20 protein-coding genes are annotated in these 22,999 nt (G+C 46.1%); 3 read left to right on the top strand and 17 right to left on the bottom strand.

The annotated features are described in order from the left end of the window. Nucleotides 1-12: 12 nt before the first annotated feature. From dinB to Q4Q49_RS13135, 17 genes are all read right to left on the bottom strand, one after another. Entirely contained in the window at nt 13-1,089 is a 1,077-nt protein-coding gene (gene dinB / locus Q4Q49_RS13055) for a DNA polymerase IV (protein ID WP_311999544.1), read from the bottom strand. Between the two features lie 189 nt (nt 1,090-1,278). Continuing rightward, nucleotides 1,279-3,282 carry a methyl-accepting chemotaxis protein gene (locus tag Q4Q49_RS13060; RefSeq protein ID WP_311999545.1) on the bottom strand — a complete coding sequence of 668 codons (2,004 nt, stop codon included), beginning with the start codon at nt 3,280-3,282 and terminating at the stop codon, nt 1,279-1,281. A 296-nt stretch (nt 3,283-3,578) separates the two neighbouring features. Continuing rightward, the gene (gene bfr, locus Q4Q49_RS13065) at nt 3,579-4,046 is read right to left on the bottom strand and encodes a bacterioferritin (RefSeq protein ID WP_311999547.1); all 468 of its coding nucleotides are present in this window, start codon (nt 4,044-4,046) and stop codon (nt 3,579-3,581) included. A gap of 9 nt (nt 4,047-4,055) precedes the next feature. After that, nucleotides 4,056-4,529 (bottom strand): bacterioferritin, encoded by a 474-nt coding sequence (gene bfr / locus Q4Q49_RS13070; protein ID WP_106651431.1) that lies wholly within the window; start codon nt 4,527-4,529, stop codon nt 4,056-4,058. Between the two features lie 261 nt (nt 4,530-4,790). Further along, on the bottom strand, nt 4,791-5,015 hold the full coding sequence (nqrM, locus tag Q4Q49_RS13075; RefSeq protein WP_063884096.1) for a (Na+)-NQR maturation NqrM: 225 nt from the start codon (nt 5,013-5,015) through the stop codon (nt 4,791-4,793). An 11-nt stretch (nt 5,016-5,026) separates the two neighbouring features. Further along, on the bottom strand, nt 5,027-6,073 hold the full coding sequence (locus Q4Q49_RS13080) for an FAD:protein FMN transferase (RefSeq protein ID WP_311889855.1): 1,047 nt from the start codon (nt 6,071-6,073) through the stop codon (nt 5,027-5,029). 98 nt (nt 6,074-6,171) lie between these two features. After that, complete coding sequence (nqrF, locus tag Q4Q49_RS13085; RefSeq protein ID WP_006080471.1) at nt 6,172-7,428, bottom strand: NADH:ubiquinone reductase (Na(+)-transporting) subunit F; 1,257 nt, start codon at nt 7,426-7,428, stop codon at nt 6,172-6,174. A gap of 46 nt (nt 7,429-7,474) precedes the next feature. Further along, nucleotides 7,475-8,083 carry an NADH:ubiquinone reductase (Na(+)-transporting) subunit E gene (gene nqrE, locus Q4Q49_RS13090; protein ID WP_006080469.1) on the bottom strand — a complete coding sequence of 203 codons (609 nt, stop codon included), beginning with the start codon at nt 8,081-8,083 and terminating at the stop codon, nt 7,475-7,477. Nucleotides 8,084-8,088: 5 nt separating this feature from the next. Further along, the gene (locus Q4Q49_RS13095; protein WP_006080467.1) at nt 8,089-8,721 is read right to left on the bottom strand and encodes an NADH:ubiquinone reductase (Na(+)-transporting) subunit D; all 633 of its coding nucleotides are present in this window, start codon (nt 8,719-8,721) and stop codon (nt 8,089-8,091) included. Continuing rightward, nucleotides 8,721-9,509, bottom strand: coding sequence for a Na(+)-translocating NADH-quinone reductase subunit C (locus tag Q4Q49_RS13100; protein WP_311999548.1), 789 nt, complete (start codon nt 9,507-9,509; stop codon nt 8,721-8,723). The genes Q4Q49_RS13095 and Q4Q49_RS13100 overlap by 1 nt, the downstream gene beginning before the upstream one ends. Further along, nucleotides 9,502-10,701 carry an NADH:ubiquinone reductase (Na(+)-transporting) subunit B gene (locus tag Q4Q49_RS13105; protein ID WP_006083936.1) on the bottom strand — a complete coding sequence of 400 codons (1,200 nt, stop codon included), beginning with the start codon at nt 10,699-10,701 and terminating at the stop codon, nt 9,502-9,504. Before Q4Q49_RS13105 ends, Q4Q49_RS13100 begins: the two co-directional genes overlap by 8 nt. Next, nucleotides 10,701-12,035 carry a Na(+)-translocating NADH-quinone reductase subunit A gene (locus Q4Q49_RS13110; RefSeq protein WP_006083937.1) on the bottom strand — a complete coding sequence of 445 codons (1,335 nt, stop codon included), beginning with the start codon at nt 12,033-12,035 and terminating at the stop codon, nt 10,701-10,703. The genes Q4Q49_RS13105 and Q4Q49_RS13110 overlap by 1 nt, the downstream gene beginning before the upstream one ends. 401 nt (nt 12,036-12,436) lie before the next feature. Further along, nucleotides 12,437-14,491 (bottom strand): TonB-dependent receptor domain-containing protein, encoded by a 2,055-nt coding sequence (locus Q4Q49_RS13115; protein WP_311999549.1) that lies wholly within the window; start codon nt 14,489-14,491, stop codon nt 12,437-12,439. Between the two features lie 165 nt (nt 14,492-14,656). After that, nucleotides 14,657-15,166 carry an S-ribosylhomocysteine lyase gene (gene luxS, locus Q4Q49_RS13120; RefSeq protein ID WP_006080460.1) on the bottom strand — a complete coding sequence of 170 codons (510 nt, stop codon included), beginning with the start codon at nt 15,164-15,166 and terminating at the stop codon, nt 14,657-14,659. 168 nt (nt 15,167-15,334) lie between these two features. Beyond that, a complete protein-coding gene (locus Q4Q49_RS13125) occupies nt 15,335-16,453 on the bottom strand; it encodes a TRAP transporter substrate-binding protein (RefSeq protein ID WP_311999550.1) in 1,119 nt (372 codons plus the stop codon). Between the two features lie 252 nt (nt 16,454-16,705). Further along, the gene (locus Q4Q49_RS13130; RefSeq protein ID WP_106651435.1) at nt 16,706-17,026 is read right to left on the bottom strand and encodes a BolA family transcriptional regulator; all 321 of its coding nucleotides are present in this window, start codon (nt 17,024-17,026) and stop codon (nt 16,706-16,708) included. A gap of 184 nt (nt 17,027-17,210) precedes the next feature. Next, the gene (locus Q4Q49_RS13135; protein ID WP_311999551.1) at nt 17,211-17,909 is read right to left on the bottom strand and encodes an alpha-ketoglutarate-dependent dioxygenase AlkB; all 699 of its coding nucleotides are present in this window, start codon (nt 17,907-17,909) and stop codon (nt 17,211-17,213) included. 148 nt (nt 17,910-18,057) lie between these two features. On the opposite strand from Q4Q49_RS13135, the gene Q4Q49_RS13140 reads away from it, so the two are divergent. From Q4Q49_RS13140 to Q4Q49_RS13150, 3 genes are all read left to right on the top strand, one after another. Further along, nucleotides 18,058-19,191, top strand: a complete 1,134-nt coding sequence (locus Q4Q49_RS13140; RefSeq protein WP_311987163.1) for a methyltransferase — start codon at nt 18,058-18,060, stop codon at nt 19,189-19,191. An 85-nt stretch (nt 19,192-19,276) separates the two neighbouring features. Continuing rightward, the gene (locus Q4Q49_RS13145) at nt 19,277-19,558 is read left to right on the top strand and encodes a hypothetical protein (RefSeq protein ID WP_006080450.1); all 282 of its coding nucleotides are present in this window, start codon (nt 19,277-19,279) and stop codon (nt 19,556-19,558) included. A 155-nt stretch (nt 19,559-19,713) separates the two neighbouring features. Further along, nucleotides 19,714-22,911, top strand: a complete 3,198-nt coding sequence (locus Q4Q49_RS13150) for a DUF2339 domain-containing protein (RefSeq protein ID WP_311999552.1) — start codon at nt 19,714-19,716, stop codon at nt 22,909-22,911. Nucleotides 22,912-22,999: the final 88 nt, after the last annotated feature.

Raw genomic sequence — 22,999 nt, forward strand, 5'->3', positions numbered from 1 at the left:
CTCAGTAAACGCCTAGAGCGCTAAATCAAGCTGAGTCTGGGCATTTGGGATTTCGGGCACTGCGAGGATAGAATCGGCGAGGCCGACCGAAATACCCAATAGTCGAATGCCGCGGCCCTCTTGCCTTTCCATTGCCTGTGCGAGTAGATCATAAAACATCACAATCGAGACTTCATCGCTGCGATGCTCAATAGTGGTTTGCTTGAAATCATTAAACTTGAGTTTGACCACTTGCTTGTGAATTTTGCGCTCTTTAGCGCTGCGGCTCAAACGTAGGGCTAATTCTTGGATCAACCCCGGCATCACTTGCTGGCACTGCTCTAGACTATAAATATCCTTCGCCAGCGTAGTTTCAACACCGACTGATTTACGCTCCCTATCGGCGGAAATGCCCCGCTCATCAATTCCTTGGGAACGCTCAATCAAGACACCACCAAACTTGCCGAATCGCGCCAATAACTCAGGTTTAGAATAGGCTTGCACATCACCACAGGTATTGAGACCAAGCGAGGAGAGCTTTTCGGCGGTGACTTTGCCGACACCGGGAATTTTACGCAGCGATAAGGTTTTAACAAAATCAGGGAGTGTCTCTGGGGTAATCACATATTGGCCGTTTGGCTTATTCAAATCCGAGGCAACTTTAGCCAAAAACTTCACCGGTGCTATGCCTGCCGAAGCGGTTAACCCAGTTTCGGCTAAGATATCGCGGCGAATGGCCTGCGCAATCAAGGTCGCCGAGCCCTTATATTGTTGGCACTCACTCACGTCTAAATAGGCTTCATCTAAAGAAAGCGGCTCAATCAATGGGGTATAGCGGGAGAAAATTTCACGAATTTGCAGCGACACCTCTTTATAAACCTGCATCCGCCCAGGAACCAAAATGAGATCGGGACACAACTTAAAGGCATAAGCGGTCGCCATCGCCGAACGCACACCGAATTTACGTGCCTCGTAACTGCAAGTGCTGATAACACCACGACGATCGCTGCTACCGCCCACAGCTAAAGGCTTGCCACGGTATTCGGGAAAGTCGCGCATTTCCACTGCCGCAAAATAGCAGTCCATATCGATGTGAATAATTTTTCGCACGTTGAATTCCTCCAACGCCAAAATACTGTATATAAAAACAGTAATCAAGTGTTCATCATCAATTTAGCGGGGATCTGGCGGGAAACCTAAAATTAAAAGGAGCCTAAGCTCCTTTTGTGAGTGCACTATGAGTAATGCCGTGATTGAGCTGATGGTCAGTGAGCGAATAGTTCACTGACCAACTCAGGCTTAAATCTTAAATTGGCCGATATTACGAGTAAGTGCGCGGGTCATATCCTCAAAGCCTTGCAAGCTTTGCGACAAGTCCTGACTCGAAAGCAAAGACTGATCCGACAACCCCCGCACATTATCGACATTGAGCGCCACTTCCTCGGCCGCCACGGCTTGCTGATCGATTGCTACGGTTATTTCAACCGTTTGCTGTTGGATTGACATAATCGCCGTCGCAATATCATTCAGTGCCGCTTCGACCTGAGTCGTTAGCTCTTGCCCCGCTTTCGCTTGCTCAACGCCCGATTCCATCACTTGCTCAGCCTGCAATGCGCTTTGTTGCAAGGTTTGGATAATGCCTTGAATGTTGGCGGTAGAATCTTGGGTACGCGATGCCAACGTGCGCACTTCGTCTGCCACCACAGCAAAGCCACGGCCTTGCTCACCCGCACGCGCCGCTTCAATCGCCGCATTCAATGCCAATAGATTAGTTTGCTCAGCAATGTTACGGATCACGCTCAAGACTTCACCGATTTGCTCTGAGCTATTGCGTAAGTGTTTAATCACTTTCGCCGCGGCGATCACTTGCTGTGACAGCGCTTTCATCCCTTCGGTCGCACGGGAAACAATCTGTGTACCATCGTGGGCTTGAGTTTGCGCCTTCTGGGCAAAATCATTCGCCCGTTGTGCACTGACAGCCATTTCTTGACTGGTTTGCGCCATTTGCGTTGCGGCGGTAGCCACCGAATCTATCTGCTGCTTTTGCGATGAGACCGACGACACGGCTAAGTCGCAGATCTGCCGCGCATCAATAACGCCCGTGCCAACCTCTTGGGTTAAGCTGCGCGTATCCAACAACATATGCTGCACTTTCTCGGCGAAGCGATTAAAGGCATCGCCAAGTTTGCCTAACTCGTCTTCTCGATCCATCAGAATACGTTTTGATAAATCACTGTCACCTTCGGCGATATCTTCCATCGCATCCAATAACTTAGCTAACTGGCGTCTAAAGGGCAGCAACATCAACCATACCGTCACGCCCATTAGCAGCATGATACCTATGGCGACCATACTGGCATTCCAGAACGCGGCGGTCACTGGTGCTTCAATCACTTCGTGGGGCAACATAAAGGCTAAGTGCCACTTTTGTTTGGGATAATCGCCGCCCACAGTCACAAAGCTCACCCGTTGGGGCACGCCATTAAAAGTAACATTAGCAAACCCTTGCGCTTCCCTTTGCATCTGTTGTCGTAATGCAGAAAATCCTGATGTGTCCTTAAACTGAGTATCCACTTGATTCGCCAAAGAACCCGGCGGGAAACGTTCTGAAAAACCAGGGAAATACACCAACTTGCCTTCGTCTGTCATCAGGAAAGCTTGGCCAAAATCACGGTATTTAATCGGTGCCAGCAGGGATTTACCAATGGTATCAATCAAGATATCCATGCCGCCAATGCCAATCAGCTCACCATTCGCCGCATAAACGGGGGTTTTAACCGTGGCAGAAATTGAACCATCGTTCGCATCGACCGCAGGATCGCCAACAAACAAGCCACGCTGGTCAATCGCCTCCTGCCACCAAGGTCGTTTGTTGGTGTAGTAATCTGGGTCGCCATCGAAGCGGCCATTAAGGTCAAAGTACTCGAAGGTATTGGCCGAGCCAAAAAACACCGACTTAACATCGCTATCGCGATCGGAGAAAGACTTAAAGTAACCAATAATGTCTTGATACTGGCGATCAGCCGCGAGATGACTGCCACGGGCGTGATACTGAGTAAACCATTTGACTAAACCCGGCTCGGCAAATACTGAATGGATCACTTGGCCCTTAGCAATAAAGTAGCCGCTGATCTCATTGGCTTTTAAGGCAACTAACGCCGAAATATCCGCATCGACTTGCTTTCGCGTGTTATCACTTTCTTTTGTCACCAACAAAGCGGCGACTAAGGTAAGCAGTACAGCAAGCGCACCAACGATAGTAACCACTAACTGCAAACTTAGAGAACGTTTCATATATCCCATCAATCTTCCCGTCTGGCTGACCAACAAGTTAACAATATGGCTCGCAAAAATAGTTTTACACGGTAACAATTTTTACCTGTTAACAACAGATGAAATCGCTATAAAAAACGTAAATAAGTATTTGTAAAGAAAGGATATTGAACGTATAACAGGATTCGCTAAATTTAAGGCGGATTGCAGAGGATGAGTTTGTAGAGGCAGAGTTTTACAGTCAGATAGACTATATACAGATTGGATTAATAGGAAGCGGTAGAAATAGGATCAGCGAGACACTCCCGCTGATCTTGATTTAGTGATTACATCTTAGTTTGTAGGTAGTTTTGTAGCCCAACACGGTCAATCAGTCCGAGTTGTTTTTCGAGCCAATACATGTGGTCCGACTCAGTATCGTCGAGTAACACTTCGAGGATTTCGCGGGTTTGGTAATCTTGCTTCTGCTCACACAGGGCAATCACTTGGCGCAAATCGTCCGCGACCTTGTACTCGTAGGCGAGATCATTACGCAGCATCTCTTCCACATCTTTACCTATTTTCAATGCCTCACGGGCGGCAACATTAGGCGTTCCTTCGAGGAATAAAATACGCTGTACTAATTTGGCCGCATGGGCTTTTTCATCATCGGACTCATGGGCGATACGCTCATAGAGTTCATTCAAGCCCCAATCTTCGTACATATGGGCATGGACAAAATACTGATCCATTGCCGAAAGTTCTCCCGTTAGGAGTCGATTTAACGCATCGATGACGTCTTTATCGCCTTTCATATCCCGCTCCTATTGGTCGCTAATTTGCGATTGAAGATAATTTTGAATACCGGTTAGCGTAATGAGCTCTTGCTGCGACTCGAGCCAATCTAAATGCTCTTCCTCGTCTTCGAGAATGTCTTCCAGCAGATCGCGGCTCACATAGTCTTGCTCGGCTTCACACAGGTTAATGGCATCACGCAGCAATGTCAGTTGCTCTTGCACCATGGCCAGATCGCAGTCGAGCATTTCTTGGCTATGTTCACCAATGCGAAGTTTCTCGAGTTGCTGCAAATTAGGCAGACCTTCCAAAAACAGCACGCGCTCGATGAGCTTATCGGCGTGCTTCATATCTTGGATGGATTTTTTGTATTCGACGTGATTGAGTTTCTCTAAGCCCCAATGTTTAAACATGCGGGCATGGAGGAAATATTGATTGATGGCGGTCAACTCACAGGTAAGCACCCGATTCAGTTGCCCAACCACTTTAGGATGACCTTTCATAAGTTACTATCCTTGGTAAGCGTGAAAAAGATTGATCTAAATCAAGCTTCTAGCCTAGTACAATTTACCCATCAACTCAAATTATCTTTATATTTCACCAACTTAATGATGAAAAGCATTATCATTCCTGCTTAGATTAACGCGCTATCTCCCTCATAACCCAAGGATAAATTTAATTGGATGGTCTAGCTTGATAAGTTTCATGCAAAAAAATAGCCTCCAGATGGGAGGCTATTGTCGAAACAGACGATTGAGAGAATATTAAATAATACGATCTTTGGTTAACTTCTCACGGCGCGCTTCTTCAGCGGCCATACGACGTTTACGTTTGTCACAAGGGTCATCACAATCACACGCTTTCTCAATCCCTAGAACACCTAAACCGCCACAGCTTCCTTCGACGGCTTTGCGCTTGATGAGATAACCTATCGACATCAGCAAAAAGAACAGTAATAAAACTACAAATGCCGCGATAAAAGTGCTCATGTTAACTCCAACTACTTAAGGAAAGGCTTGAAGGCGTCACTGTAATAGACTTTAAATCCTTCGCCTTGCTTTTCAATTAGCATTATCGCCAAGTGTTCCTTCTTGGCAAGCTCCAATGATGCTTCTGTACCTAAAACCATCATAGCCGTCGCAAAACCATCGGCAGTCATGCAATTCTGATGCAATACGGTCACAGATGCTAGCTTATGATTGATTGGCAAACCGGTACGTGGATCAATTATATGGGTAAAACGTTGGCCGTCTTCCTCATAATAATTACGATAATCGCCCGAGGTCGCCATCGCCATAGTCCCTGGTGAGATAACCTGCTGTACGGCTTCAGAGCCATCATCGGTCGGTTGCTCTATGGCAACGCGCCAAGAGCTACCATCGCCTTTAGCACCTTTAATGCTCAGTTCACCGCCAATTTCAACTAAATACCCAGTCGCGTGGTATTTATCGAGAATAGAAGCAACTTTATCAACCCCAAACCCTTTGGCGATTGATGACAGGTCTACGTACAAATGCGCGTTATGCTTACTTAAACGATGACCTTCTATCGAAAGCTCACTAATACCGGTTTTGGCTTTCGCCGCATCGATATCGGCCTGAGTCGGAACCTTAGTTGGGCGCTTATCAGGACCAAATCCCCACAGGTTAACTAAAGGACCTAAGGTAATATCAAGTGCCTTATCCGTCACTTGATATAAGCGTATTCCCTCTTGCACCACTTTGATGGTATCCGCTGAAACTTCAACGCTTTGCTCCAATGGCAATTGGTTGAAACGGGATAATTCTGAATTTGGGCGATACGTCGACATCTGGTCATTGACTAGCTCAAGGGCTAAATCAATTTCCGCTTGAAGTAATTGCGCCGTCGGCATCTGCTCATTCGGCACGACTTTAATGTGATAAGTCGTCCCCATAGTGCTGCCCGCTAATGAAATGACCTCGTTCTGCTTTGAGCAGGCTGAAACAAAAAAGGCCAGCCCTACGAGGACTAGCCAGTTAAATGAATGCTTTAATACTGAGATATTGATCTTTAAGGTCTGAAACATAGTGACCTACTACTCTTATTTGGGCCCTTAAATGCAAAAGTTGCAGATGAGAGATTATCCTCAACATCTGCAACTTTTCTATCTAGGACTAATGAACATTAGCCGCCGAAGTCATCCAACAAGATGTTTTCGTCTTCGACACCAAGATTTTTCAACATGCCAATTACGGCAGCGTTCATCATTGGAGGTCCACACATGTAGAACTCACAATCTTCTGGTGCATCATGGTTTTTCAGATAGTTTTCATACAATACGTTATGAATAAAACCTGTGTAACCATCCCAGTTATCCTCTGGTTGAGGATCTGAAAGTGCCACATGCCATACGAAGTTATCATTCTCAGCCGCAAGGCCGTCGAAATCTTCTACGTAGAACATTTCACGTTTAGAACGTGCACCGTACCAGAAGCTCATCTTACGTTTAGACTGAAGACGCTTCAGTTGGTCGAAGATATGTGAACGCATTGGCGCCATACCCGCACCACCGCCAATAAACACCATTTCTGCATCGGTATCTTTCGCGAAGAATTCACCGAATGGGCCAGAAATTGTCACTTTATCGCCAGCTTTTAAGCTCCAAATATAAGATGACATCTTACCGCAAGGCAGAGTCAGGTTACGTGGTGGAGGCGTAGCAATACGCACGTTCAGCATGATAATACCGAACTCTTCTGGGTAGTTAGCCATTGAGTATGCACGGATAGTTTCTTCATCAACCTTAGATTCAAGATTGAAGAAACCGAAGTGTTCCCAGTCGCCACGGTATTGTGCAGGTACATCGAAATCTGCATATTTAACATGGTGAGCAGGTGCTTCGATTTGAATATAACCGCCAGCACGGAATGGTACAGATTCGCCATCAGGAATTTGCAGCTTCAGTTCTTTAATGAAAGTGGCTTTGTTATCGTTAGAGATAACTTCACATTCCCATTTCTTGATACCGAAGATTTCTTCGTCAAGCTCGATTTCCATATCGTTCTTAACGTTAACCTGACAAGAAAGACGACAGCCTTTACGGGCATCACCTTTGCTAATGTGGTCAAGTTCTGTTGGCAGAATATCGCCGCCGCCAGACTTAATCACTACGCGACATTGGCCACATGAGCCACCGCCACCACACGCACTCGATACAAAGATACCGCTGTTAGCCAAAACGCCTAACAACTTACCGCCCGCACCGGTTGTAATCGCTTTTTCAGGATCGTCATTAATGCCGATCGTGATGTCACCACTAGCCACTAACTTAGACTTAGCGAATAAAATCACTAATACCAAGATGAGGACAATAGCAGTAAACATACTCACACCGAGGTAAACCTCGAGCGGAGTAGATTTAAAAATACCAAGAATATCCATTAACTTATCCTTAGAAGGTCCAATTCAAGAAGCCGTTATGTGTCTCTTACAGAGACACACCAGAAAACGACATGAAACCTAAGGCCATCAAACCAGCGGTGATAAAGGTAATCCCTAAACCACGTAGGCCGTTAGGCACGTCGGCATACTTCAGCTTCTCACGGATACCGGCCATCAATACGATAGCTAATGCCCAACCCACTCCTGAGCCGAAACCAAACACCACACTCTCGCCTAACTTGTAGTCACGCTCAACCATGAATGATACCGCACCAAAAATCGCGCAGTTCACTGTGATCAAAGGTAAGAAAATACCTAATGCGTTGTACAAAGGTGGAAAGTACTTGTCCAGTGCCATTTCCAGAATTTGAACCAAAGCCGCAATCACACCGATAAAGGTAATGAATTTCAAGAAGCTTAAGTCAGCTTCAGGTGCGCCAGCCCAAGCAAGTGCACCAGGAGCTAGCAGCCCTTGATATATAACTTGGTTTGCTGGGACAGAGATAGTTAACACTACAACTACCGCAATCCCTAGGCCCATGGCTGTAGTGACTTTCTTAGACACAGCCAAGAAAGTACACATACCTAGGAAGAAGGCCAGTGCCATGTTTTCAATGAAAACAGAGCGAATTAACAGGCTAATATAATGTTCCATCGCACTTACCCTTTTGCTTCAACTTGCTCTGGCTTATAGGTACGAATAATCCAAATCAAAACACCGATCAGGAAGAACGCACTCGGAGGCAGTAGTAGCAGACCGTTTGGTTGGTACCAGCCGCCATCAGAGATCTTGTGCAGGATTTCAACACCGAACAGAGAACCGTTACCAAACAGTTCACGTACGAAGCCAACAGCTAACAGAATTGCACCGTAACCTAAACCGTTACCGATACCATCCATAAAGCTCATCATTGGCGGTGTTTTCATCGCGTAAGCTTCGGCACGACCCATTACGATACAGTTCGTAATAATCAGACCGACGAATACCGACAGCTGCTTAGAGATCTGATAAGCATAAGCCTGCAGCAATTGGTCAACCACGATTACCAAAGAGGCAATAATGGTCATCTGTACGATAATACGCACACTGCTTGGAATATGATTACGGATCATTGAGATAAACAGGTTCGAAAACGCGGTTACCGCAGTTAACGCCAACGCCATTACCAGTGCAGTTTCGAGCTTGCTCGTTACCGCTAATGCACTACATACACCAAGTACTTGTAAAGCAATCGGGTTGTTGTTGACTATAGGTCCGGTCAGAACCTGTTTCAGTTCTTTAGCGTCAGACATTAGTTGAGACCTCCATTGCGTGCTTTTTCAATGAAACTCGCAAAACCTTCTTTCCCTAACCAGAATGTCAGTGAATGTTGCACACCGTTACTCGTTAAGGTTGCGCCAGATAATGCGTCTACACCGTATTCAGTGCTAGCAACAGCTGGGTTTTTAGTTACGCTGATAGCAATGTTACCTTGCTCATCAAATAACTTTTTGCCATGCCATTTCGCTTTCCACTGAGCATTTTGCACTTCGCCACCTAAGCCCGGCGTTTCGCCTTGCTCATAGTAGACTAAGCTTTGCACTGTGTTTAGATCAGCATCCATAGCAAGGAAGGCATACATAGTAGACCAAAGGCCATAACCATGGATTGGCAGGATCACACTCGTTAATTTGCCTTGTTCATCACGAACAAGATAAACCACAGCGTTATCCGCTACACGTTTCACTGAAGCAATGTCGTTCTCAGGTACAAATGAGGTTTTCACATCACGAGACGCTTTACGTTGATCAAAAGTGTCAGCATTAACACCCTCAACCCAAGTACCCGTTTTTAAATCGACCAATTTAGCTTCGATGTGTTTGCCGTAAGTATCCAGAATTTGCGCTTTGGTGACCTTGCCAGCTTTAGTATCGATAAGACCAGCGGCTTCCAGAATGTACTTTTGCTTATCGAGCAGTTTATTTTCTGCTTGAGTCGGTCTCAGTAACACTGCTGCAGTAGACACAAATATCGCACAAATCAGACATAGGCCAACGACGATAAATAAGGTTCTGCCGAACGAATCTTTATTACTAGCCACGGGCAATCCTCCGCTTGATATTTGCCTGAACCACGAAGTGGTCGAACAATGGCGCGAACAAGTTAGCAAACAAAATTGCCAACATCATGCCTTCAGGGAATGCAGGGTTAATCACGCGGATAAACACAGCCATTGCACCGATCAAGATACCGTATGCCCATTTAGCTTGGTTAGTGAATGACGCTGACACTGGGTCTGTCGCCATAAACATCATGCCAAACGCAAAACCACCTAACACTAAGTGCCAGTACCAAGGCATTGCAAACATTGGGTTAGTGTCGCTACCGACAAAGTTAAGCAGAGTAGAAATGGCAATCATACCTACCATTACACCGCCAACGATGCGCCATGAAGCGATACGCGTGTAGATGATGACCAAACCACCTAACAGAATCGCTAATGTAGACACTTCACCAACTGAACCTGGAATGAAACCGAAGAACGAATCCCACCAGTTTTGGTTGATTGCATAATCTAATGTGCCCGCAGCAGCTTGGCTCAGTGCAGTCGCACCTGAGTAGCCGTCAGCTACAACCCATGAGGTATCACCCGACATGTTCAACGGATAAGCGAAGAACAGGAAGGCACGACCCGCTAGTGCTGGGTTTAAGAAGTTACGCCCTGTACCACCGAACACTTCTTTCGCCACGACCACACCGAAGGTGATACCCAGCGCCACCATCCATAATGGGATAGTTGCTGGCAGCGTTAAAGCGAACAGGATAGAGGTAACGAAGAAACCTTCGTTGACTTCATGACCGCGGATAGAGGCAAACAGCACTTCCCAGATACCACCGACGGCGAAGGTCACCGCGTAGATAGGTAGGAAGAAACAGGCGCCATACCACATTAGCGCAGGCCAGCCAGAGTTTGCCGTCAGTTCGGTACCGAACATGCTGAACAAGCTCACTTGCCATACGTCAGGGGTAGCAAAACCAGCCACTAAAGCTAATTGAGCTTGTAAACCTACGTTGTACATACCCACGAACATCGCTGGGAAAGCACAAGCCCAAACCGTAATCATCATACGTTTTAGGTCGAGGTTATCGCGAACGTGGGTTTTGCCCTTGTTCACTTTACCTGGGGTATAAAAAATTGTGTATGCCGCTTCGAATAGGGCATAAAACTTTTCGTATTTACCGCCTTTTTCAAAGTCGGGTTCAATACGTTCGAAAAAATCTTTCAAGCTCATTAGCCTTCCCTCTCGATCGTATCTAGACAGTCACGCAGATATGAACCGTAGTCATACTTGCCTGGACATACGAACGTACACAGTGCGAGATCTTCTTCATCTAACTCTAACGCGCCTAACGTGGCAGCACCGTCAAAGTCACCTGAAATCAAGTCACGCAACAACATAGTAGGAAGAATGTCCAATGGCATTACACGCTCATAGTTACCAATTGGCACCATAGCGCGGTCTGAACCACCTGTACTGGTCGTCATACTGAACAGACGAGAAGGAGCAAGATGTCCTAAGAATGCACGAGTGATAGAATATTTGTCTGAGCCTGGTAATACCCAGCCTAAAAATTCTTTCTCTGTACCTTCTTCTAACAGACTTACTTGAACATGGTAACGACCTAAATACCCTTGTGGGCCAACGGCTGTACGACCATTCAGAACAGAGCCTGAAATCAGACGAACATTACCATCTAAGGCTTCACCTGCGGTTAATTCAGTCATACTCGCGCCCACAACAGTGCGTACGAGTCTTGGCTTAGCCGCTTTAGGGCCTGCGATCGCAATAACACGTTCGGTATTGAGTTCACCCGTCGTAAATAGCTGACCAATTGCTATTACATCTTGGTAACCAATATGCCAAACGGTACGTTTTGCAGAGGCAGACAATAAGAAGTGAATATGAGTACCGACTAATCCTGCAGGGTGCACACCAGCAAATTCTTCAACTTGGGCGTTTGCGGCAGGAATATCAGCGCCAGGCGCTTTACAAAGGTAAACTTTACCGTCAGTAAGTCTTGCTAAGACCTTAAGACCATTAGCAAAATCTTCTTTATGCTCACGGATCACCACAACGGGATCAGCGGCAAGAGGTTGAGTATCTATTGCGGTTACAAAAATACCAGCAGCAGAAGAGTCTACAGCAGGAACTTTGCTAAAAGGACGAGTACGCAATGCAGTCCATAAACCTGATTCGATCAGATTGTCACGGACTAACTGCGAGTCGAGCGTATCGAGTGCAGTGGCATCATATTTAGCAAAGGCAACGCTTTCGTTTCCTTCCACTGCAATGACAACAGACTGCAGAACACGCTGGGCGCCCCGGTTAATGTCTAATATAGTACCACTGGCTAAAGCCGTATATTTAACGCCTAAATTCTTCTTATCTTCAAAAAGAACCTGGCCTTTTTGTACTTTATCGCCCACTTTGATTTTCATCGTTGGACGTAAGCCAATATACTCTTCACCCAAAGTAGCTACATGTTTAATGGCTGGGCCATTATGGATAACTTGCTCTGGTCCGCCTGCTATAGGCAGTTCCAATCCTTTCTTAATTGTAATCATATCCACAAGCACTACGTTTGAAGGAAAGACAATGCGCCGCGTTCCTGCTAAATACTTAGGTTTTAAACAAAACCTACTGCATTGAGCTAGCGCAGATTTATCACAGAAATGCGATCGCAATCACGCTGGTCGCGCGCATTTTACCCCAATTGACTTGGCATCGCCACGAAAATTATAGGTGATTTCAAACCTAAAATACGGATTGAAAAGAATCATGCGCTACGGCGTTCACCTTCCGACCTAGTGACTGATCAGAAAGAGAGAATATTACGGCCACTGCGTACTATAGCATTAATAATTAAAGATTTAATTTAGCAAAAAGTCGAAACATCCACTAAACGCGGCTTAAATCGATCTTATTTGTTTCAATTGATTTAAATTCAAACGAAATAAAATTCAACTTAAAAGCGCCATTGATAACCTAAATAGCTAATACGTCCATTTTCCGATCGAATTCCGCTATTTGATGCTGTTGTGACTAATGTCTCATCTAAGAGGTTTTCTATCCGAAAATAAATCTCATGGTGACGGTTAAAATGATAATTCGCCGCTAAATCTACCCGCCATTGTGCGGCGACAGGCTGTAATTCGGCGCCGAATTGGCCCATTTCGCGCTCCGATTGATAAAAGACATTCGCATGCAGTTCATATTCGTCATATTTCATCCCAGCACTCAACTGCAGTTGCTGCTTGGGTAACCAAGCCACCCTATCGCCAGCCACGACGCAGCCTTGGATTTCATTGCAGCTATTGGTTTGATACTCGGCATTTGAATACTGATAATTCAAGGCTAAAGGTAACTGCACGCTGCCCAGTTCCCACTGATAGCCAAGATTCAGCTCAACTCCTTTGGTCAGCACATCCACGACATTGCCTTGAACCCACAATCGACTGTCGGCACATTGGGTATACACATCGCAATTGACATGCAGATTATCAAAATCTTGAATGTAGGTTTTAATATCAGCATTAAAATGCTCGCTAGCATATTGGGCGCTGACTTGATATTGCAGCGACACTTGCGCTTCTTGCTCAAGATTCCCAGCACTCGCGGCGGTCCAGGAGCGTCGAATATCTGCACTAAAGCGCCAATCTCCAGCATGATATAAAACGCCAAGCTGTGGCATCCAATCGCTGTCAGAAAAATCCGCCGCTTCGAGTCCGGCGTAGGCTAAATTGACCTTGCGATTAACATCCACTTTTTCATAGGCGAGCGCGAGTTTAAGCTGCAATCCGTCCCAATTAAACAAGGAATCGATGGCCGAGGTGAATGCGGTAGCATCATCGGTATAAGCCAACAGCGCATCGGGCGCATCACTCACTAGACTCAAGTCCTGCTGCCATAGACTTTGCTGTTCACCAAGGTGCATCTCAGCTTTATCCGTATGGTAACGGGCACTCAAACTAATTTGATGGGCGCCATATTGATTCACGGACTCAGTTTGTACCCCAAAGGAGCTAAAATCATTGTCTTGTTGTAACGAAGCGACCGCGACACCATCGACTGTCGGCTGCCGTTCAAATACAGCCAGCGCAGCTAAACTCTGGGTATCGAGCATTTGCCCATCAAATTGATTGAGTTGATTTAATTGCTGCGAATAGGATTGATAGTAAAAGTCCGTGATGACTTTATGCCCACCACTAAGCGCAACTTGGTGCGATAGTTGATACTTATGGTGTCGCCCTTGATGCTTATCTCCAGCCGTGGCTGAATACAAACTCATCGGTTCTTGTTGCCAATCGGCCTGCGTTAAGCCGAGTTGGGAGCGATAGCTATCATCATCGAGGAACTGATAGGTAAACTCAGTCACCTGTGGACTTCTAGCACCTAATAAACTCGCAGCATTGATTTTAAATAAGATATCAGTGGTTTGGCGGTCAGTATCTTGACCATTAAGCAAGCGATCCGCGCCACTAGCATCACTGTAGTTAACCGCGAGTATCATGCCGTATTCTTTTTGCTTCACGCCCCAATTCACATCGACACTGTAATCGGCATCGGTATTGCCTTCGAGCGTTACTTTACTGTTTTCCGCTTGCTCGGCCACAGGTAAGGTTTGATAACTCACCACCCCAAACGCCCCTTGCCCACCAACCGCCATATTCGCCATTGGCGTGACAGTGACACTCTGTTGTTGCAGCAGATTGGGTAATAGTTGTAATTGCGGTGCAGAATAAGGCGCAGGTGAGAAATACACTCTATCTTGCAATACGGCCACGCCTTGACTCGCGCTGCGCATACTAATGCTTGCTGGATTTCCGTTAAGATCCGCAGGTAAAACCGTCAAAGCCGTTAACTGGCCTAACGCTAAACTGTCAGCAGTGGAGTGGAATGTGTCATTGAGCAGGTTCAGTTCAAGCATTTGACTGTGGAAATCATCGGCGAACGTTGTGTTAGAACAGGCAAGAGATACAGAAATTGCACAGAGTGATACTGTGAAGTAACGACTAGGCATACCAAGCTCCCAAAAATTTTGTTAGCGTACGGCGTTTTTGTTATTAACTTGTAAAATAGCTGAATTTGTTTGAAAAAAAAAGCGACTCTCGTCGCTTTCTCTCATTAACTTCAGGAAACTGAATTTACTGGCTAAGTACTCTTATACAATTAAGAGTGCAAACCGTTACAGATTACCTAGAATTTCGTCGCTTAATTTCAAATCATCATTGCGATTCACACTCACGCCAGCCGCAATAATATTACGGGCGATATCTTGTGCCTGCTCTAACGAATGCATCTCATACGTACCGCATTGGTATTCGTTCAGCTCAGGGATTTCAGACTGCTCAACCACTTTAAGCACATCTTCCATCGCAGCTAACCACGCATCGGCCACTTGGCGCTCAGTCGGCTCTCCAATCAAACTCATATAAAAGCCGGTACGACATCCCATTGGCGAAATATCGATGATCTCAACATTGCTACCATTTAAATGGTCACGCATAAAGCCAGCGAATAAATGCTCCAGAGTGTGAATACCACGCTCACTGAGAATATCTTTATTCGGTGCGCAAAAACGTAGATCGAATACTGTAATCGCATCACCCTTTGGCGTGCTCATATGCTTAGCAACACGAACCGCTGGGGCATTCATTCGAGTATGATCAACGGTAAAGCTATCAAGTAATGGCATAGGGATCTCCAAATTCTCAGGGCGATATCAACGCCACTGTAACTGTCTATTTATGGCTTGCAAGCATAACACCAAATGAATTACGCCGATAACAAGATAATTTAAGATGAAATCATCTCATATAAATCAGCGATTAATCTGACAGTCAGTGCTAAAAACACCCCACATTTAGTGTTGACGCTGTTGGCTGTAAGCATCCTCAGATATTTTATGATACTGGCGTACACCTTGCTCGTAGGCGTGATAGGCGGCGTACACTTTGCGCATCAAAGGATCTTGATTGGCTTGTTCTTCAATCACTTGTTTAGAGATTTTCTCAAGTTCCAACAACACTTTTGGTGGAAATGCTTTAAGCACTACCCCTTCATCATTCACTAAGGTTTCAAGGGCCGTCACATTGCGGGTCGTGTATTCATCGAGCATATCTTGGTTAATCGCTCTCGCCGCGACTCTCACTATGGCTTGTAAATCTTGAGGTAAACTCTCGAAGGCAGCTTTATTAATCAAGAATTCCATATTAGAACCCGGCTCATGCCAACCTGGGTAATAGTAATACTTCGCCACTTTATGTAGACCAAAAGCAAGGTCGTTCAATGGCCCCACCCACTCTGCCGCATCAATCGAGCCCGTTTGCAGGGCACCATAGAGTTCACGCCCCGCCATATTCACAGGTATAGCGCCAACACGCTTTAAGACTTCGCCGCCCAAGCCCGGCATGCGGATCTTCAATCCCTTAAAGTCAGCAATGGTATTGATGGGTTTATTAAACCAGCCGCCCATTTGCATCCCAGTATTGCCACCCGCGAGGGGAATGATGCCAAAGGGGCGATACACTTCTTCCCACAATGCCATGCCACCGCCGTAGTGAAGCCAGCCGTTCATTTCTTGCGCTGTCATACCAAAGGGAATCGATGAAAAAAACTGCGCAGCGGGCGCCTTGCCTTTCCAATAATACGAGGCGGCATGGGCCATTTGAATTTTGCCCTGACTCACACCATCAAATACGGCAAACGCTGGCATTAACTCACCCGCGCCATAAACCTGGATCTTTAACCGACCGTTAGACATGTCATTGACTAGATGGGCAAAACGTTCGGGAGCCATACCTAAACCGGGGAAGTTTTTAGGCCAAGACGTCGCAAGGCGCCATTCAATAGTGGAAATAGCTTGGGGGTCATCCGTTGCAGCATGGGAAACAGCTATGCTTTGTGCATCACTGGCTGCGGGGTTACAACCGCTCAGCCCCATCAGCAGCATTAAGACGAGTACACTCCCAAACTTACGCATTTTTAATACTCTCCCTGACATCAAACGAGCCCATGGTTCTAACAAACGTGAACATGCTCTCAGGACAGAGCTCCGCAGTCGCATCACCCAAACCCTTAAAATAGAACATATTGTTAACACAGAAACACAGTGAGGGAAACCAGAAACTCGAGGGGTAAAACCAGAAAATGGCCTTAGTTTGACCTAAAACAAAAAACCACTCTATGGAGAGTGGCTTTGAAATCTAAGCTAAAAGTATTGGAGAGCGATGAATTAACCGCGACAATTTGGCGTATTAGGCACTTGTACATTCGCATCCCATTCACTTTGAGTGAAAGTGTGAATCGACAAGGCATGCACGCCATTCGCTAACTCATGGGCTAAGTGAGTATTAACCAATCGATGCCGGGCCAAGAGACGTAAACCATCAAACTGCTCACTCACGAGCACAACTTTGAAATGGGTTTCCGAATTCGGTGGCACATGGTGACGATTACTTTCGTTGATCACTTCTAAGTGAGTCGGCGAGAAGCCTTCAGTTAACTTCTGCGTGATAGTGTTAGCCACTGTGCCCTGCGCATGAGTATTGGACATATTCGAGTCTCAGAATGGGGAAATCCAGTGGCCGCAGAGTACTGCTTCAGGCAGAAAAGATCAAATTCACTTAGTCTGTTTGCTGCTCAATAACCACTTTATAAGTCATCTTATTTAGCAGGCCGTTCACCGCCACCAGTAATAAACAGGAGGCAATGAATAGCTGTCATTTAACAACGGGCATTTAGCCATGGAAATTAACGATGAGTTGCCTAAAGGTGTAATTCCAGCGGGGCTCTTTTACTTTCAAACGTTTAGGTAAGCTGTGCAGCCAATCGTTTTGCATAGGCCAGTGCATGATCAGCAAATCACCGCTGTGCAAACTGATGCAGTGCTTGGTTTGGCTGTGTTTATGCTTAAGCACAAAATCCCGCGTGGCGCCTAAGGTAATAGACGCAATATGGCTACCATGGGCAATTTCTGGTTCATCATCGCTATGGGCGCCCATACAATCTTTTCCATCGGCGTAACGATTGACTAATACTCCATTACTCGCCAAACCATAATCCCGCGTTAACTTATCCCTCAACTTCTGGGCATATTTAGGCCAAGGTAAGGCGCGGATAAACAGTCCTGAATATAAATAGTCACAGCCCAAATCGCCAAACCACACTTGCTGGCGAGGAATTGCGTGAAACTGACCAAATACTTGGATTTCGGGGCGACTTAAGGGATAAGTCTGCGCTTCTTTCATCAACGCAAGTTGCTGCTCAGCATTAAGATAACCCCGCACTAAGGTGATGGGCGGTATGGGTTGCCCAGTCTTGTTCAAACCGTGATCGGTAAGGTTCAAACTTAGCTGTAAATCAAGACCCGCTTCATCATCAAGCTCAGAAAACAAATCGTAACCTTGGTTGTCACGCCGCTCATTATCTTTAGCCATCAACCTACTTGTCCCCCGCAACTATCGATTCGTTTGCTTGCCGCTTCGTCCATGGTAGGGCTAACATTAGCTCTTGATGCAGAGCCGTCGCACTGCGCCATGAAATCTGCGATAATCTGCGCCTTAATTTATTGGCGCAGTGTGGCACATGACAACACAATTTTCAGTAGCGGGTGTTGAACTCGAACTTTTACGGTATCCAGCTCAGCAGGAATCTAATCTTCAAGCTTGGGATGCCGCCGATGAACACTTACTCAAAAGCCTTATTGAGTCAGAGCAAGCCGCCGTGCCAACCGCCATTATCAACGACAGTTTCGGCGCCTTAAGCTGTGGTGTATCGAAACTGAATCCAAGTTGGCCACTGTGTGTTGAAACCGATGCCAGAACCAGCTTTTTAGGCACAGAACAAAACCATGGCCGCAATCAGTTTCCGATGGATAATCTGCAATGGTTTACCAGCCGCGATACCTTGCCAGAAAACTTAGCCTTAGTATTGATGAAGTTGCCTAAGAACTTAAGCTACTTTGCCCACCAGCTAACACGCTTATCGCAAGTGTTACCCACTGGCACTCGCATATTAGTGGCAGCCAAAGCCAAATCGATTAATGGCGCCTTGCTCGATGTCTTTGCTAAGCATTTAGGCCCAGCAAGCGCTAGTTTAGCGTGGAAAAACACCCGAGTAATTACCTGTGTCAGTGATGGTAAACCCAGACCATTAGCCAAAGAAGTGACTTGGGCCGTACCTGAATATCAACTTGAGATCAGCAACTTAAGTAATGTGTTTGCCGCCAACAAACTCGATATTGGCGCACGCATCATGCTCGAAAATTTGCCGAAAGGAGATTTTAAGTCGATTGTCGATCTCGGCTGTGGCAATGGCGTGCTGGGACTGCGAACCGCCCAGTTATTCCCTGAAGCTGATATCCACTTTATCGACGATTCCGAAATGGCGGTCGCATCAGCCAAGGCAAACTGGGCTCGTAATCAATTACCTGCAGACAAAGGCCACTTCTATTGGGACGACTGCATGACGCATCTGCCAGAAGAAGTGCAACCGGATCTGGTGCTGTGTAATCCGCCCTTCCATCAAGGTGAAGCCATTACCGATCATATCGCATGGCAGATGTTTTTAGACGCTCGCCGCCGCTTAAAAGACGGGGGGATTTTACATATCGTCGGCAACCGCCATCTGGCTTACCATGTGAAATTACAGCGCTTATTTAAAAACTGCACCACAGTCGCCTCCAACGGTAAATTTGTGATCCTGCAGGCTAAGAAGTAATGTCAGGTCAAAAAACAGCCTGAAATCATCACAGCCTAATGGCGGTCTGAGGATTTAATCAATCCCCAAAACAAGGAAAACTTGCATGACTCATCACCAAGAAGAGCAATTATGCGAATTACTCGACAATAAGCAAAAAGAGCTACTGACAGCGATTGATAAGCAACTTAGCGCCTGCTGCGATCTGCTCGATAGAACCGCACGCGATACACACTTACATAATGCTCAAGATACTGTCGTCAGCTTATCTTATTTATATGCAGTGCTTCATCAGCACTGCTTCGAGCAGTTGCACCAAGGCGATCCCGAGATTGCGAGAATCGTAGCCAACAACCAAAGTGCCTTAGCGGAAGAATTAAATAAATAATTTGCCTTGAATAAGCGAAAATTCGGCTAACCACCTTGAATTTAACGCAGCCCAAGTTGCGTTAAAACTTGTTTTCTATGTCGCTTTTATGTCAGTACACTTCAACCCAGTAAAAGTTTAGTATATTACTAGTATTAAATACTTAGGATTGAGATATGCCGTTAAAGGATGACGTCGCCCAACTAAAAGCTGAGCTGGCACAATTACAGTCGCTGCATTTATCGCAGCAATCTTCGCTCAGCCGTCAATTGGCAGAATTTTCAACTAAGCTCGATACCTTAAGTCAGCAAATTGCGACTGAAGACGCCTTTGATACCACTGTCAGTATGGCGGCAGATGCAGTATCGATTGCGGCTGTGCTCCCTGCCGCAGATAACACGCCCGCATTAACCTATGCGGCACACACACCAATCCTTGAGTCCGCTCCCGTAGCGCCTGCTCAAGCAGAACCCAACCCATGGCAGCAAAACGCTTTGCAAGAAGACCCTTGGCAAAGAAACACAAAAAATACCTCAGCAGAACAAGTCGCTAAAACCAAATACCAGGCGCAGGGCCAACAACTGAGTGATGAAGTCAAATTACAGGCAAGCGTGCAAGTGGCGAGTCAATTTGATGATCTGCTATCCCAAGGATTAGCGGCCATCATGGCGCCCTTTGGCGCAATTACCGAACAAATCAAATCCTTCTACAATCATTATCAGGCTAAGGGATTAGGCCCGGTCTTCTTGATGACAATCGCAGGGATCATCACCCTGACATTAGGCTTTGGTTATTTACTGCAATATTCCATCAACCATTGGTTCTCAGAACTGGGCAAAGCGCTACTCGGGTTTGCCAGCGCGAACGCTATCATAGCTGGCGGGATTTTTATTCGCCAAAAACGTGCGGGCATGGCGGACTTTGGTTCTGGGATAGTCGGATTAGGCCTTATTCTTAACTTTCTCTGCGCTTACTTTATTGGGCCGTATTTTGAAATCATCCCCAATAGCGCGAGTTTTATCTTACTGTTATTGATCACTCTGGCAGGTTATGGTCTGTCGATGCGCTTAGATGCCAAAGTCATTAGCGTCATCTCCTTGGTCGGCGGCTCGACCGCGCCTATGATGTTGTTATCCCAAAGCTATGCACCACTGCTGTTTCTTCCTTATTTACTGCTTATTGGAATTGGCGCCCTTGCCCAAAGTTATAAGCTTAAGTGGCCGTTATTACTGGAAATCACCGCGCTGCTGCACATTGGCTGCATCGAAGCCTTTAGCTATTTTGTGCCACTGCCACTCACCGACTTTGGCGGTGGCAGTCTGCTGGCGCTTTTCAGTATTAATGCGACCTTTTATCTCTACGGCATCACCGGCTTACTATTTACCCAGCAGTTTGCCCATCAAGATAAACAACCAAGCAACACGCTAAGCCATCGCATGCTCGCTTTGCCAATAGCATTGCTCGCCTTTGTGCTATTCGAATTAACGCAATTCACTGAGTTCGCAGGGGAAATCTTCGCGATCAACGCGCTGATCTGTGCAGCCCTCTATTGGCAGCTAAAAAGCCGCTTAGAAAAAGCCCGCAGCGGCTTATTGTTAGTCTTTGCAGGAAGTTTTGCCGGATTTGCAGCACTGTATTTACTTAGCCATGATTTCCTCGGCTTAGTCTTACTGCTCGAAGCCTTATTACTGTTATGGATTGGCACCAAAGAAGAGCTGGTTTCAGTGCGCGCCGAAGCTTATGTATTACTGCTAATGGGATTAGGGTTAAATGCGTTTAGCGTGCTTGATAGCATGGCACTGTTAGAATCCAGCTTATTAGATGCCTTGGCAATTTCAGCTTTGTCAGCCTTTGGCGTTTCGCTGATCGCACTGGCCTTAAGTTGCGCCGCCTTAGTCTTTGCCATTCGACTATTATCATTCACCCATGCGCCGCTTTCTGCGTTAGAACATCAGCTTTGCAGAATACTAAAAGAACTATTAAGCGGTTTTTATGTGGCGACAATTATCCTCGCGGCTTACCTTTTGAGCAGCGATTACTATCTCGCTATCTTGCCACTGGTCAGCCTATTACTGCTGTATTTAAGCGCAAAGGACAAACTCGTTATCAGCGAATTTGCCGCTTGGATCTTGCTATTACCGCTGCTCTTTAAGGTCGTTGAAGGCATAACGCTCACTGACAGTTTCAGCTTTAGCGCCCAGCCGCTCATGGCCAAACTGGCACGAATTGAGTTATTTACCGCCTTACTCTTGGCCCATTATTGGTATCGCCGCCACTATAAAGATGCCCTATTTGCCAAAGCCGCTTATAGCATGCAAATCTTCTGCTATTTGCTGCTGCCGCTTATTCTGCTGCCTAAAGTTATCCGCAACTATTGGGAATATACCGCTATTGCCCTCTGGCTGAGCACCTTTATGAGCCTAGGTTTAGCCTACTTTGTTAAACATAAGAGTTTGAACATAGAAGCCAAAATCCTCACTTGGCTAGCGGTTCTGATGACCGCCTCGCTATGTCTTATTCACGTTTGGCAAGGACTCGCGGCGCTGGTTATTGGAGCCCTCTTTATGGGCTTCACCCTGCTTCGTTATCGCCAATTACCCGAGACATGGCGCCCCTTACTGCAACTTCAATGGCAACTAAGCCCTTATTACTTTGCACTGGTATTAGCCGTGATCGTTTATGGCTTTAATCATTCAGAGCTCGTCGGAATAGCCATGACAGCATTGGCCTTAAGTGGTTATTTTGCCTTGCTTATCCAAAAAAGTTTAAGCAAAAGCACTGAAGGCCAAGCCTCGCGTAGTATGAAATTAACCCTAGTAGCCCAAATCCAAGCCGCAATAAAGGAAAGCTACCATCTCGCCTACGGCCTAACGTTAGGCTTAGCCCTGTTGCCCATCATGTTGCATTTTGAGATCACGCTTGGGCTTAATCGTGATAATGCCTCGTTTGTGTTAATTGAGTTTTTATCGCTGGCACTCCTAGCAAGGCTTATCTTGCAGCATGGCGCAGCAATACGCTTGCATAGACGTATCTTACCTTTACAAGGACTTAAGTGGGGTTGGCATTTGTTACTCGCCTTGAGTTACTTCATGTGGAGTTATAGCTTCGATAACATGATTGCCGCCCCACTCAGCGCGATTTTATTGGTTATCCATGGCAGTGTGTTGATGTTTATCAGCTTAAAACCACAAAATGCCGATATGATTCGCCTCGCCGCTGGGCTATTTATCCTATCGACGCTCAAGGTGCTATTACTGGATATGGCGTCCTTCGAGCTAGTGCAAAAAGTCATTGCCTTTATGCTGATCGGGGTTATTTTGCTGACCGTTTCTTACTTCTACCAGAAGGCGAGAAATCGACTGCAGCAAGATTAACGTCGTTTTTAAAGCACTAAAAAAGCCGCTATCGAATTGAATCTATAGCGGCTTTTTACTGTTAACGATTTAATAAATCGATGAGGCA

The organism is Shewanella sp. SP1S1-7, from assembly GCF_031932105.1.
GTDB lineage: Bacteria > Pseudomonadota > Gammaproteobacteria > Enterobacterales > Shewanellaceae > Shewanella > Shewanella baltica.